Origin of the sequence: Vibrio maritimus, assembly GCF_021441885.1 — a bacterium.
GTDB lineage: Bacteria > Pseudomonadota > Gammaproteobacteria > Enterobacterales > Vibrionaceae > Vibrio > Vibrio maritimus_B.
The window spans coordinates 3136188-3150218 of sequence record NZ_CP090438.1; the positions used below are offsets into that span (position 1 = coordinate 3136188).

General features: G+C 46.9%; 12 protein-coding genes and 4 tRNA genes. 4 read left to right on the forward strand and 12 right to left on the reverse strand.

Annotated features, from left to right (window positions below; genetic code table 11):
- Entirely contained in the window at window positions 1-195 is a 195-nt protein-coding gene (yacG, locus tag LY387_RS14230) for a DNA gyrase inhibitor YacG (protein ID WP_042475855.1), read from the forward strand.
- Window positions 196-303: 108 nt separating this feature from the next.
- On the opposite strand, the gene rplS is transcribed toward yacG, so the two are convergent.
- The 5 genes from rplS to ffh all read right to left on the reverse strand — a co-directional run bounded on the left by rplS (window position 304) and on the right by ffh (window position 3935).
- Window positions 304-657 (reverse strand): 50S ribosomal protein L19, encoded by a 354-nt coding sequence (gene rplS / locus LY387_RS14235; protein WP_112478814.1) that lies wholly within the window; start codon window positions 655-657, stop codon window positions 304-306.
- Window positions 658-699: 42 nt separating this feature from the next.
- Window positions 700-1449, reverse strand: coding sequence for a tRNA (guanosine(37)-N1)-methyltransferase TrmD (gene trmD, locus LY387_RS14240; RefSeq protein ID WP_234494581.1), 750 nt, complete (start codon window positions 1447-1449; stop codon window positions 700-702).
- A gap of 35 nt (window positions 1450-1484) precedes the next feature.
- Window positions 1485-2015, reverse strand: coding sequence for a ribosome maturation factor RimM (gene rimM, locus LY387_RS14245; protein ID WP_042476112.1), 531 nt, complete (start codon window positions 2013-2015; stop codon window positions 1485-1487).
- A 46-nt stretch (window positions 2016-2061) separates the two neighbouring features.
- Window positions 2062-2310, reverse strand: a complete 249-nt coding sequence (gene rpsP / locus LY387_RS14250; RefSeq protein WP_042475851.1) for a 30S ribosomal protein S16 — start codon at window positions 2308-2310, stop codon at window positions 2062-2064.
- Window positions 2311-2549: 239 nt separating this feature from the next.
- Complete coding sequence (gene ffh, locus LY387_RS14255; protein ID WP_042475848.1) at window positions 2550-3935, reverse strand: signal recognition particle protein; 1386 nt, start codon at window positions 3933-3935, stop codon at window positions 2550-2552.
- A 173-nt stretch (window positions 3936-4108) separates the two neighbouring features.
- Here ffh and LY387_RS14260 point away from each other — a divergent pair, with 173 nt between their 5' ends.
- Window positions 4109-4903 carry a cytochrome C assembly family protein gene (locus LY387_RS14260; protein ID WP_128647936.1) on the forward strand — a complete coding sequence of 265 codons (795 nt, stop codon included), beginning with the start codon at window positions 4109-4111 and terminating at the stop codon, window positions 4901-4903.
- A gap of 97 nt (window positions 4904-5000) precedes the next feature.
- On the forward strand, window positions 5001-6269 hold the full coding sequence (locus LY387_RS14265) for an HlyC/CorC family transporter (protein WP_042475840.1): 1269 nt from the start codon (window positions 5001-5003) through the stop codon (window positions 6267-6269).
- Window positions 6270-6332: 63 nt separating this feature from the next.
- Here LY387_RS14265 and metH read toward each other — a convergent pair whose 3' ends face one another.
- The gene (gene metH, locus LY387_RS14270; RefSeq protein WP_419153451.1) at window positions 6333-9986 is read right to left on the reverse strand and encodes a methionine synthase; all 3654 of its coding nucleotides are present in this window, start codon (window positions 9984-9986) and stop codon (window positions 6333-6335) included.
- Window positions 9987-10329: 343 nt separating this feature from the next.
- Here metH and LY387_RS14275 point away from each other — a divergent pair, with 343 nt between their 5' ends.
- Complete coding sequence (locus LY387_RS14275) at window positions 10330-11652, forward strand: cation:proton antiporter (protein WP_234494584.1); 1323 nt, start codon at window positions 10330-10332, stop codon at window positions 11650-11652.
- A 358-nt stretch (window positions 11653-12010) separates the two neighbouring features.
- Here LY387_RS14275 and LY387_RS14280 read toward each other — a convergent pair.
- The 6 genes from LY387_RS14280 to LY387_RS14305 all read right to left on the reverse strand — a co-directional run bounded on the left by LY387_RS14280 (window position 12011) and on the right by LY387_RS14305 (window position 14020).
- Window positions 12011-12086, reverse strand: a tRNA-Asn gene (locus LY387_RS14280).
- Window positions 12087-12138: 52 nt separating this feature from the next.
- Window positions 12139-12214: transfer RNA gene (locus LY387_RS14285), tRNA-Phe, on the reverse strand.
- 7 nt (window positions 12215-12221) lie between these two features.
- Window positions 12222-12297 (reverse strand) — tRNA-Thr (locus LY387_RS14290).
- A 56-nt stretch (window positions 12298-12353) separates the two neighbouring features.
- Window positions 12354-12429: transfer RNA gene (locus LY387_RS14295), tRNA-Phe, on the reverse strand.
- A 125-nt stretch (window positions 12430-12554) separates the two neighbouring features.
- A complete protein-coding gene (gene mltC, locus LY387_RS14300) occupies window positions 12555-13691 on the reverse strand; it encodes a membrane-bound lytic murein transglycosylase MltC (RefSeq protein ID WP_042476109.1) in 1137 nt (378 codons plus the stop codon).
- A gap of 56 nt (window positions 13692-13747) precedes the next feature.
- Window positions 13748-14020: an oxidative damage protection protein gene (locus LY387_RS14305; RefSeq protein ID WP_042475836.1), complete on the reverse strand. Its 273-nt coding sequence runs from the start codon at window positions 14018-14020 to the stop codon at window positions 13748-13750.
- Window positions 14021-14031: the final 11 nt, after the last annotated feature.

Genomic DNA, 14031 nt, shown 5'->3' on the forward strand with positions numbered 1-14031 from the left:
ATGAGTAAACCAACCGTTGTCCCGTGCCCACAATGTCAAAAAGACGTGGTATGGGGTGAAGAAAGCCCGTTTCGTCCATTCTGCTCTAAGCAGTGCCAAATGATTGATTTTGGTGAGTGGGCGGATGAAGAGAACACCATTCCGGGCGCACCAGACATGTCAGACAGCGATGGCTGGTCAGAAGACAATTACTAGCATGCAGAGCCTCCACTGGAGGCTCTTTTTTTATCTACCATTTGCAGACATAAAAAAAGCGGAGTCCGAGGACTCCGCTTAATATTTGAGAACGCTAGTAAAATAGCATTACTTCTTAGCAAGTTTCTCTTTGATACGAGCAGACTTACCAGAACGCTCACGTAGGTAGTACAGCTTGGCACGACGTACTGCACCACGGCGTTTAACTTCGATGCTATCAACCATTGGAGAGTGAGTTTGGAACGTACGCTCAACACCTTCGCCGTTCGAGATCTTACGAACAGTGAAAGCAGAGTGAAGACCACGGTTACGGATAGCGATTACAACGCCTTCGTAAGCCTGTAGACGCTCACGGTCACCTTCTTTTACTTTAACCTGAACTACAACAGTGTCACCTGGTGCAAATTTAGGTAGGTCTGATTTCATTTGCTCTTCTTCAAGAGCCTTGATGATGTTACTCATGTTCTTAAATTCCTAGAATAAACTGATACTAAATTAAATAGGTTACTTGCTGTTATTTCGAGTTTCTTTAATGAACTCGGCAAGTAATTGTTCCTGTTCGTCAGTCAGAGCTAGGTTTTCCAGGAGCTCCGGTCTTCTTAGCCAAGTACGGCCTAACGACTGCTGTAGTCGCCAGCGACGAATGTCCTTGTGGTTGCCAGACTTGAGGACACTTGGTACCTCTAAATCGTCTAGAACTTCAGGGCGCGTATAGTGTGGACAATCTAGTAAGCCATTTGCAAAAGAATCTTCTTCTGCTGAAGCAAAATCGCCTAGTACTCCCGGAACAAACCGTGAGACTGAGTCGATTAGCGTCATGGCTGGGATTTCCCCACCTGTCATCACAAAATCTCCGATTGACCATTCTTCGTCAACCTCAGTTTGGATGATGCGCTCATCTACCCCTTCGTAGCGTCCACAAATCAACACAAGGTTGTCGTTTTTCGCTAGTTCTTCTACCCCAGTCTGATCGAGCTTACGACCTTGAGGAGAAAGGTAAATGACTTTCGTCTTACCCGGTGATGCCTGTTTGGCTGCGTGAATGGCATCGCGCAATGGCTGAACCATCATCAACATACCAGGACCACCACCGTAAGGTCTATCATCGACAGTGCGATGTTTGTCGTGAGTGAAATCACGAGGATTCCATGTCTCAATCGACAGTAGACCTTTTTTAACCGCTTGACCTGTTACTCCATAATCAGTAACGCTGCGGAACATGTCTGGAAAAAGGCTAATTACGCCAACCCACATCTGTTCTCTCGCTCTATTGAGTTACTAAAAATGAATTAGAATCCAGGATCCCAGTCAACTTCGATCCGTTGAGCTTCGCGATCAACTTTCTTGATCACTTGCTCTTCAAGGTACGGTACCAACCGTTCCTTTTGCCCAAAAGCATCTTTCAGATTTGCTTTCACAACCAAAACATCGTTCGAACCAGTTTCCATGATGTCAGTTACTTCCCCTAGGTCATAACCTTTCGTGGTCACTACTTTCATACCGAACAATTCGCGCCAGTAGAATTCATCTTCTGACAGCTCTGGTAGCACAGCTGGGTCGATTGCAATCTCGAAGTTGGTCAGTAGGTGAGCTTCTTCACGAACCTCAAGACCTTCTAGCTTACACACCATACCTTTGTTATGGCGCTTCCAACTTTCAACTTTGTACTCTACCCATTCACCCTTTTGGTTAATATACCAAGGGCTGTAATCGAAAATACTTTCAGGATTGTCTGTGTAGGTAAACACCTTAAGCCATCCGCGAATGCCGTAAGTAGAACCAAATTTACCTACAACAATTCTTTCGTCTTGATTGCTCATTGTGTCTTTACCTTTCATCGACGACATACTGCTTACTTAACTAGAATTAAGCCGCTTTTTGAGCGTCTTTAACTAGCTTAGCAACGCGGTCAGAAACTGTTGCGCCTTGACCAACCCAGTGGTTAACGCGCTCAAGGTCTAGACGTAGACCTTCTTCTTGACCTTTAGCAGTTGGGTTAAAGAAACCCACTTTCTCGATGAAACGGCCAGTTGCTGCATTGCGGCTGTCCGCTACTACGATTTGATAGAATGGACGCTTCTTAGCGCCGTGACGTGCCAAACGAATGGTAACCATATCGTCCTCTTTGCTTTCTCAATAATAAAAATGACCTCAGAAATGTTTCTCAAATGAGCAACCTGAGGTCTCGTGCCAAAATAAAGCCTCGGAATTTTACTCTTATTCCGAGGCATTGCAAGGGGTTTAGCTATTTTTTCACCAGTTTTTGGGCTCTGGTGAAGATGTGAGCTGGGTAACAGTTTGAAAGATCAATGAGTTGCTTTCAGTCGCTCTGTTACCCTTCGCGAATTGCGAGATTATCGGCCAAACGGATTGCCACCGCCGCCCATACCGCCCATGCCACCCATCATGCCCTGCATATTACGCATCATGCCGCGCATGCCACCTTTCTGCATCTTCTTCATCATCTTCTGCATTTGGGTGAATTGCTTAAGCAGGCGGTTCACATCTTGTACCTGAGTACCAGAACCTGCCGCGATACGTTTTTTGCGAGAGCCTTTGATAAGCTCAGGACGCTGACGTTCTTTCATGGTCATCGAGTTAATGATGGCTTCCATCTGCTTGAACATCTTGTCGTCAACTTTATCTTTGACGTTGTCTGGCAGGTTTGACATGCCTGGAAGTTTATCCATCATGCCCATCATGCCGCCCATGTTCTGCATCTGACCAAGCTGTTCGCGGAAGTCTTCAAGGTCAAAGCCTTTCTTCTCCTTGAACTTCTTCGCCATCTTCTCAGCTTTCTCAGTATCGACATTACGCTGAAGGTCTTCGATAAGAGAAAGAACGTCACCCATACCAAGGATACGTGAGGCCACACGGTCTGGGTGGAAAGGTTCTAGAGCGTCGGTCTTCTCACCTACACCCAAGAACTTGATTGGTTTACCTGTGATATGGCGAACGGAAAGCGCCGCACCACCACGTGCATCACCATCCACCTTAGTCAGGATCACACCGGTTAGTGGCAGTGCATCACCGAAGGCTTTCGCCGTGTTCGCCGCATCTTGACCTGTCATAGCGTCAACCACGAACAGGGTTTCAACTGGGTTGATTGCTGTATGAAGCTGCTGGATTTCATCCATCATTTCGTGGTCAACCGCTAGGCGACCTGCGGTATCGACAATCAATACATCGTAGAATTTCTTCTTAGCGTGGTCGATAGCAGCATTAGCAATATCGATTGGCTTTTGATCGGCTGTCGATGGGAAGAAGTCCACACCCACATCACCGGCTAGTGTTTCAAGCTGCTTGATTGCCGCTGGACGGTATACGTCGGCAGACACAACCAGTACTTTCTTTTTCTCGCGCTCATTTAGAAGCTTAGAGAGCTTGCCCACACTGGTGGTTTTACCTGCACCTTGTAGACCCGCCATAAGAATGACAGCTGGCGGCTGCGCAGCAAGATCAAGCGCTTCGTTCGATTCACCCATAACTTGCTCAAGCTCAGCTTGAACAATCTTGATGAACTCCTGACCTGGCGTGAGTGATTTAGACACCTCAACACCAACAGCGCGCTCTTTAACACCTTTGATAAACTCACGAACAACGGGCAGAGCAACGTCCGCCTCAAGTAGCGCCATGCGGACTTCGCGCAGCGTGTCTTTGATGTTGTCTTCGGTCAGACGACCTTTACCGCTGATATTCTTCAGCGTTTTGGATAGACGATCCGTTAAATTCTCAAACATTTCTTTCTCTTCGCTTCAAACTGGCGATCAATTGCAGTGAGTATACCTTAGCCAGCAGTGAGAGTCATATCTAACAAGATCAAATACGAGTCAATAGTTTTTACATCTGGCGTAGCCCAATAGGACGATGCAGGGTATAATTCGGGCTCTAAGCAATCGATTTTTTAGGAAAAATGGACAGTTTAATCGCAATTGCGGCCGCTATTCTTTATAGCTTGGCCATCGCAACAATCATCCCAGGCTTGGTCAATCAGGTCGGGATCCGTACGAAAACTGTTCTGGTTAGTGCTGTTTTAGCGCTGACTTTTCACGCGGTGTTACTCAGCGATCTCATCTTTAGTGGTGCAGGTCAAAACCTCAGTATTCTGAATGTCGCTTCTTTAATTAGCTTCATCATCTCGCTATTTATGAGCGTGGCTATGGTGAAAACACGTATTTGGTTTTTGCTTCCTGTTGTCTATAGCTTTGCTGCAATCAACTTATCAGCAGCGACCTTTGTACCAACGGCTTTCATCACTCATCTAGAGCACAACCCAAAGCTACTGATTCATATCTCGCTAGCGCTTTTCTCATACTCAACGCTATCGATTGGCGCACTCTATGCCATTCAACTAGCTTGGCTGGATCACAAACTGAAGAATAAGAAAGCGCTCACCATCAACCCTAACCTTCCTCCATTAATGATGGTGGAAAGACAACTTTTCAAGATCATCTTGATTGGTACTGGGCTATTAACCGCTACCTTGGTCACAGGTTTTGTATTTGTACAGGATATGTTTGCACAAGGAAAAGCTCACAAAGGTGTGTTGTCGTTTATGGCGTGGGTTATCTACACCGTGCTTCTATGGGGTCACTATCAAAAGGGCTGGCGCGGCAAAAAAGTCACTTGGTTTGCAGTTGCTGGGGCCACACTTCTCACACTCGCTTACTTTGGCAGCCGCTTTGTAAGAGAGATCATCTTGAACTAGGCGACTTCATCAACGCTCTACGACCAAAGGCGCGTTGACAATAAGGTTTAAGTAGTTCATAAATTAACCAGCTATTAACTAAAGGAATTCTAGGGCATTGGACGACATTTCGACCGGTATTTTATTTGCAATCCTTGCAGGTCTAATTGTAATTTCCGGCTATTTCTCGGGCTCAGAGACAGGGATGATGTCTTTGAACCGATACAGACTTAAACACTTATCCAAAACAGGCCATAAAGGTGCAAAGCGTGTTGAGAAACTGCTTAGCCGCCCCGACCGACTCATCGGCCTGATCCTTATCGGTAATAACCTAGTTAATATACTGGCGTCTGCAATCGCTACGGTACTTGGTCTGCGTTTGTTCGGTGACCTCGGTGTCGCGATCGCGACAGGTGCACTGACTATGATTATATTGGTGTTCGCAGAAGTAACGCCAAAAACGCTCGCCGCTCTTTATCCTGAACGCGTGTCGTTTATGAGTAGTATCGTGCTCACCATCTTGATGAAGCTGCTCTCGCCTCTCGTTATCCTGGTCAACTTCATTACCAACGGTTTTATCCGCCTGCTTGGACTTCGTGTCGACCATAACGATGAAGATCACTTGAGTTCAGAAGAGCTGCGGACAGTGGTAAACGAAGCGGGCTCGCTGATCCCTCGCCGCCACCAAGATATGTTGATTTCGATTCTCGACCTTGAGCACGTGACCGTAAACGACATCATGATTCCACGTAACGAGATCACCGGCATCAATATCAACGATGACTGGAAATCGATTGTTCGTCAGCTAACGCACTCGCCTCATGGCAGAGTGGTGCTGTATCGAGATCAAATCGATGAAGTCGTTGGCATGTTGAGACTACGTGAATCATATCGTCTGATGCTTGAGAAAAACGAGTTCACAAAAGAGACCCTGCTGCGAAGTGCAGACGAAGTTTACTTCATCCCTGAAGGGACACCTCTCAACGTGCAGATGCTTAAGTTCCAACGCAATAAAGAGCGTATCGGTCTTATCGTTGATGAGTATGGTGATATCAATGGGCTCGTGACTCTCGAAGATATTCTAGAAGAGATCGTGGGCGAGTTTACCACCTCAATGGCGCCTACTCTGTCTGACGAAATTACGCCTCAAGGCGATGGCAGTTTCCTTATTGAGGGCAGTGCTAACATTCGAGACATCAACAAAGGGCTGAAATGGACGTTGCCGACTGACGGTCCGCGCACCTTAAACGGTTTGATTCTAGAGTACTTAGAAGACATCCCTGAAAGCCACCTAAGCGTGCAGGTCGCCGACCATCCGATGGAAATAGTAGAGCTTGAGGAAAACCGCATTAAGATGGTGAAGGTTTTTCCAAAAACAAAGCGCTAATCAGAATTAAATACCCAAGAAAAAACGGCACCTTTCGGTGCCGTTTTGCGTTCTAATCTATGACTAGTTGATGTTAGGACCAAGCCACTTTTCGGCTTCTTCCAAGCTCCAACCTTTTCGGTCTGCGTAGCTATCAACTTGGTCTTGCTGAATCTGAGCAATAGCAAAGTAACGAGAGTCAGGGTGCGAGAAGTACCAACCCGATACCGACGCGCCCGGCCACATCGCATAGCTAGTAGTTAGCGACATACCAATCGTCTCTTCGACATTAAGCATCTCCCAAAGCGAGCCTTTCTCTGTGTGCTCTGGACACGCTGGATAGCCAGGTGCAGGGCGAATACCTTGGTATTTCTCACGGATAAGATCGTCGTTCGACAATGCTTCATCCGCAGAGTAGCCCCAGATTTCTTTACGCACTTTCTCGTGCAGGTACTCAGCAAAAGCTTCAGCCAATCGGTCAGCTACCGCTTGGATCATGATGGCATTGTAATCATCACCTTGCGCCTTGTATTCATCGGCAAGTTCTCGTTCGCCAATGCCACCGGTTACCGCGAAGGCACCAATCCAATCTTGCTTGCCACTCTCCTTCGGTGCAATGTAGTCCGATAGACAGTAGTTAAAGCCTTTTGGTTTTTCAGTTTGCTGGCGAAGGTTATGAAGGACAGTGCGAACTTCACTGCGTGTTTCATCGGTATAAACTTCGATGTCGTCACCCACAGAAGCAGCAGGGAACAATGCACACATGCCCGCGGCTTTTAGCAACCCTTCTCGTTCAACGCGATCGAGTAGGTCGTTAGCGTCTTTGTACAAACGCTTCGCCTCTTCACCTACTTCTTCGTGTTCTAGAATGACTGGGTACTTGCCCACCAGCGACCACGTCATAAAGAATGGTGTCCAGTCGATGTAATTACGCAGTGTCGCAACATCGAAATCTTCAAACACGTGCACGCCTGGCTTAGCCGGTTTTGGCGGCGTGTAATTCTGCCAGTCGATATCTACCTTGTTTTCACGCGCTTTTTCCAATGTGACTGGCTTAGTGCGTGGTTTCTTGCGGTTATGCTGATCACGAACACGCTCGTAATCAATATCTAGCTTCTCAACAAACGCAGGTTTTAGTTCGCTAGAAAGTAGCGAAGTACACACACCCACTGCACGTGATGCGTTGTTGACATAAACCACAGGCTCGCTGTAGTTCTGCTCAATCTTAACCGCGGTATGTGCTTTGGATGTCGTCGCGCCGCCAATCAATAGCGGCAGGTCGAAGCCTTGACGCTCCATCTCTTTGGCGACGTGAACCATTTCATCAAGTGATGGCGTAATAAGGCCTGACAGACCAATGATGTCGACGTTCTCTTCTTTAGCAACTTTAAGGATCTTTTCGCAAGGCACCATGACGCCAAGGTCGATGATCTCGTAGTTGTTACACTGCAAAACCACGCCAACGATATTCTTACCGATGTCGTGCACATCACCTTTAACAGTCGCAAGAAGAATCTTACCGTTGCTCGAGCCCGCTTGCTTAGACGCATTGATAAATGGTTCAAGGTGCGCCACGGCCTGCTTCATCACACGCGCCGATTTTACTACCTGAGGAAGGAACATCTTACCTTCACCAAATAGGTCACCGACCACGTTCATGCCATCCATTAAAGGACCTTCAATCACCTCGAGAGGTTTTGAGGCATTGACGCGCGCTTCTTCGGTATCCTCGACGATGAACTCGGTGATACCTTTCACAAGCGCATGCTCTAAACGCTTCTCTACTGGCCATGTACGCCACTCTAGTGCACTGGCATCATCTTCTTTACCAACACCTTTGTTAGCGTATTCAGCAGCAATGTCCAATAGTCGCTCAGTACCATCTTCACGACGGTTGAGTACCACATCTTCTACCGCTTCACGCAGTTTGTCTGGAACGTTATCGTAGATCTCAAGCTGACCGGCGTTAACAATACCCATGTCCATACCGTTCTTGAAACAGTGGTAAAGGAACACCGCATGAATCGCTTCACGAACATAGTTGTTACCACGGAACGAGAACGAAACATTCGATACGCCACCAGAGATCATCGCATGCGGCAGGTCACGCTTAATGTCTGCTACCGCCTCAATAAAGTCGACCGCATAGTTGTTGTGCTCTTCAATACCCGTCGCTACCGCGAAGATATTCGGGTCAAAGATGATGTCTTCTGGTGGGAAGCCAACTTCATCAACAAGAATACGATAAGCATTGGTACAGATTTCTAGTTTACGCTCGCGAGTTTCCGCCTGACCCACTTCGTCAAACGCCATCACGATAACGGCTGCACCATAACGGCGGATCAGCTTCGCTTGCTCGACAAACTTCTCTTTGCCTTCTTTTAGCGAGATGGAGTTAACAATGCCCTTACCTTGGATACACTTAAGGCCCGCTTCGATGACTTCCCATTTTGAGGAATCCACCATGATAGGTACTTTGGAGATCTCAGGCTCAGAGGCACACAGATTTAGGAATCGAACCATACAGGCTTCGGCATCTAGCATGCCCTCATCCATGTTGATATCGATGATCTGCGCACCATTTTCAACTTGCTGACGAGCCACTTCTAGCGCTTCATCATAAAGCTCTTCTTTGATAAGGCGCTTAAAGCGAGCAGAACCTGTCACGTTGGTACGCTCACCAACGTTAATGAATAGCGATTCCTTCTCGATGGTAAGAGGCTCTAGACCAGATAGCCGACAAGCGACAGGGAGTTCAGGCAATGGACGAGGAGTCACACCCTCGACAGCCTGTGCCATCTGGCGAATGTGTTCAGGCGTAGTACCACAACAGCCACCCACTAGGTTTAGGAAGCCGCTTCGTGCCCATTCACCGATGTGCTCAGCCATGTCTTCAGGAGAAAGGTCGTACTCACCAAAGGCATTCGGTAGACCAGCATTCGGGTGCGCAGAGACAAAACCTTCGGAGATGCGAGACATCTCTTCAACATATTGTCTTAACTCATCAGGTCCGAGAGCACAGTTGAGGCCGAAAGAGAGTGGCTTCACGTGGCGCAATGCGTTGTAGAAAGCTTCGGTAGTTTGCCCTGAAAGGGTACGACCAGACGCATCGGTAATGGTGCCTGAGATCATCACTGGAAGCTCGATACCTAGCTCTTCAAACACGGATTCAACCGCGAACGAACAGGCTTTGGCATTCAGCGTATCGAAAATGGTTTCAATAAGGATTAGGTCACTGCCGCCGCGAATCAGCGCACGAGTGGATTCAGAGTATGCTTCCACCAGCTCATCAAAGCTAACATTACGGTAGCCCGGATCATTTACGTCTGGGGAGATAGAACACGTACGGTTGGTTGGACCAAGAACACCGGCAACGTAGCGAGGTCGCTCTGGCGTTTTAGCTGTCCACTCATCGGCAGCAATTCTGGCAAGTCTAGCGGCTTCGTAGTTGATTTCCTCACTCAGTGATTCCATCTCGTAGTCAGCCATGGCGATCGTGGTGGCGTTGAAGGTGTTAGTTTCAAGAATGTCCGCACCCGCTTCTAGGTAGGCGCTATGGATCTCTTTGATCAGGTCTGGCTGAGTTAATACTAAAAGGTCATTGTTGCCTTTAAGATCACACTGCCAATCTGCAAAACGCTCGCCGCGATAGTCCTCTTCCTCAAGTTTGTATCCTTGGATCATGGTGCCCATACCACCATCGATCAAAAGAATACGCTGCTTGAGCTGATTTTCTATCTGAGTTTTTTTGCTAAGAGCTTTCTTGCCTTCAACGTACTTACTGCTTCCCACGATACTGCCTCATTCCTTGCTAATGCTGTCATCGTATCACAGATTTTTTAGAAATCTAGACGTCTAAAAAATCTTTACTGATTTGTTATCCCCTCAAATTATCGGACTCTCGGAACAGAAACAAGTTGTTCGTTGTCTACTCACTCGACTGAGTGAATAAAAAACAACAACATCGCGTAACTCGCCCTAATCTATAGGTGCGAAGAATAAATTCACAAATAGTGATTGATATTCACAGGTGAGAAGAACAAAATCTCATTAACATTTATTTACATATCTAGGTGAAGTGATGTCCGTCTATCAGACTTTATGCTTTTTGTCCGCAGCAGCCATGTTAATTGCTCTAATAAATAGCAAGATAGGTAAGATGCAAACCACCATTGCAATTACTGCCGGCGCTATGATGCTATCACTGCTCATCTTAATCGCAGGCCAAAATGATTGGTTTCAGTTAACCGAACTCGCGACCGAAACCGTCGCTGATATCGATTTTGAAGACTTCCTACTCCAAGGGATCCTCGGCTTCCTGCTGTTTGCCGGTGGTTTGGGTATCAAACTGCCCCACCTTAAAGATCAAAAATGGGAAATTACCGTCCTCGCCTTAGGCGCGACGCTATTCTCTACCTTCTTTATCGGGTTTGTGCTGTATGGCTTCTGTTTACTGATTGGCCTTCAATTTGATCTTATCTACTGCTTGCTATTCGGCGCCTTGATCTCTCCTACCGACCCTATCGCCGTTCTTGCGATCGTTAAAAAGTTGGATGCGCCACAACGTGTATCAACGCAAGTAGAAGGAGAATCCCTATTTAACGATGGTTTTGGTCTGGTTATCTTTGTCACCCTGTTTACGATTGCATTCGGCACAGAGGCACCAACGGTAGGCAGCGTGACTATGCTGTTCTTACAAGAAGCCATTGGCGGGATTGTTTATGGCTTTGTTCTAGGTCTGGTATTCCACTATCTGATTAGCTCTACAGACGATCACTCAATGGAGCTGCTACTAACGATAGGTATACCAACCGCAGGCTATGCGTTTGCAGAGTTCCTACATGTATCTGGACCATTATCTATGGTCGTTTCCGGCATTATGATTGGCAACTGGACACGTTACATTGGCTTTTCAAAACAGTCAGAGGAACACCTCGACCACTTCTGGGAGCTTGTAGACGAATTCTTAAATGGTGTGCTGTTCCTACTCATCGGTATGTCGATGCTGCTATTCCAATTCCATCAAGAAGACTGGATCATGATGGCCGTTTCAATACCGCTTGTACTTTGTGCGCGTTATTTGAGTGTAGCGCTGGCCTACGTGGGCTTTAAGCGCTATCGCCGCTATAACCCTTGGTCGGTGCGTATTTTAACGTGGGGTGGCTTACGCGGCGGTCTTGCGCTGGCAATGGCACTCTCTATCCCGTCCGGTATCTGGGTGATTGAGGATAAGCTCATCGACGTTAAAGAGATCATCATGGTCATGACCTACTCGGTTGTGGTGTTCTCCATCTTGATTCAAGGTTCAACCATTACCCCTATGATTGAGAAAGCCAAGTTAGCTGAGAAAGAGATGCAGAAAGAAACGCAGCCTGATGGCGAGATAAAAGCTCAGCAGGATTAGCAGCAAAGTGACTCTAAATAGCCTCGCAGAATTTGCGGGGCTTTTTTATTGCTTTACAGAATGGACTAAAAGTTTGGGAAATTTAAAATGCAAAAAAGCCGCATCTTTCGATGCGGCTTTCTTTAAAGTGGCTCCCCCTTCGGGCCTCGTACGCGGGCGGCTAGCTCTGCGACATCAAGCTTGCAAAGCTTGGGAGCATCAAATGCAAAAAGGCCGTATCTTTCGATACGGCCTTTTTTAAAGTGGCTCCCCCTGCGGGACTCGTACGCGGGCGGCTAGCTCTGCGACATCAAGCTTATAAAGCTTGGGAGCATTAAATGCAAAAAGGCCGCATCTTTCGATACGGCCTTCTTTAAAGTGGCTCCCCCTGCGGGACTCGAACCTGCGACATACGGATTAACAGTCCGCCGTTCTACCAACTGAACTAAGGGGGAATTATTTGTGTAAGCTAGGTCGTAAGACCATTATCAGCTTTACACTAAATAATGGTGCCTCGAGGCGGAGTCGAACCACCGACACGCGGATTTTCAATCCGCTGCTCTACCAACTGAGCTATCGAGGCAAATAAATGGTGCCGACTACCGGAATCGAACTGGTGACCTACTGATTACAAGTCAGTTGCTCTACCTACTGAGCTAAGTCGGCGACACTTTATTTGTTATTGCTCGTGTTTCTGTTAACAACACCAACAATCTAAATTGTGGTGCCCGGAGGCGGAATCGAACCACCGACACGAGGATTTTCAATCCTCTGCTCTACCGACTGAGCTATCCGGGCAACGGGGCGCTATTAAACGGATTTTCGGTCCTCCCGTCAACGCTTTTTTGAAAAAAACTTTAAAAAAGCGTTCAAGCGCTGCATTTTTCAGCGGATCGTATTTGTTTTAGGCAAATTTGGCAAAATTAGCCTTTTCCAGCATTAAAATCTTTTTTGAATTTAGTCACTTTCTCTAGATAACGACGAGCTTCAGCATTTGGGTGCTTTTTAGTCAGTGCCCAATAAACCTGATTAGGCTGGAGTGAATTGAGATCATTCATCGCCCGTTTTCGGTCTGTACGATGGAATGTATTCAATACGCCACCTGTGCCACCGTTGTACGCCGATATCATGCTGTATTCAAGTGACAGTGGGTGACGCACATCTCGAAGGTAACGGTTTTTTAGAATGTAAAAGTAAGCCGTGCCGGTATCGATATTCTGCTCTGGATTAAACAAGTACTCTGGGGTTGGTTCGCCCGGTTTATTCTTCACGAGCTTAAACACATCTCGCCCTGCCGTCTTCGGCACCACCTGCATCAAGCCATAGGCATTCGCCCAGCTCACAGCATACGGGTTGAAACTACTCTCGGTTTTGATAATGGCGTAAATCAGATCTTCTGGAATATCGTAACGCTTTGATGCGCGGCGAACGATATCTGAATATTGGTAACTTCGCTGCTGAAAGTGGTCAGCAACCATAGGGATCTCGACGTAATATGCCTTCTTGTAATCAACATTCTTAGTCTTGAGCTTGTTCGCGATCAGATAGTCAGCAAAGCGATTGGCACGCCAAGTCCATTGAATCGGCTTCTTCTCTTGGTCGACAACCTGATTGTACAAAAATGGCTGACCTTCGAGCGTAATCCCTTTTGATGAGAACAAATCTACACTCGATGGATCATCTGGTGTAAGCAGCGTCGTCACGATCGCTGTTTTGAGGTGCTTTTCAGGCTCTGTCGGTGATACGGTCTCTATGGTAATCAAACCTTTGCTGAAGTTAACCTCAGCACGGCTCAAATAGTTATCTATGTATTTAACGTAGTTACTCTTGCCTGCAACCTTAATCTCGCGGCTACCCCAACGCTTCTCGATGTTGCCGTTAAAGCTGCTGATAAGCGCATCCAGTGCAGCAACATCTTTAACGTACTGGCCTGGCAGTTGAGCCAAATTCTTAGCAAAGCGGTTAGTTGGTTCGTAGTTCACATCATAGATCTTTTCGATGAACTCACGGCTACAACCGAGCAATAGCAGCGGCGTTAAAAAATAGATTAACTTCTTCATAGATACCATTTAAAAACACCACCCGTAAGGTGGTGCTTGATTCATTCCTTGGTCAATTACTCAGATGGTGGCGTGTAGCCGTCGATAATGACGTCTTTTCCTTCAAACAAGAAGTTAACCATCTCAGCTTCAAGCAGCTTACGATGTTCAGGATCCATCATATTCAGCTTCTTTTCATTGATCAGCATCGTCTGCTTAGATTGCCACTCCGCCCACGCTTCTTTAGAAATATTATCGAAGATACGCTTACCCAGCTCTCCTGGGTACAGTTGAAAGTCTAGGCCTTCAGCATCTTTCTGTAGACGAGCACAAAAAACCATACGGCTCATAATGTTATCCT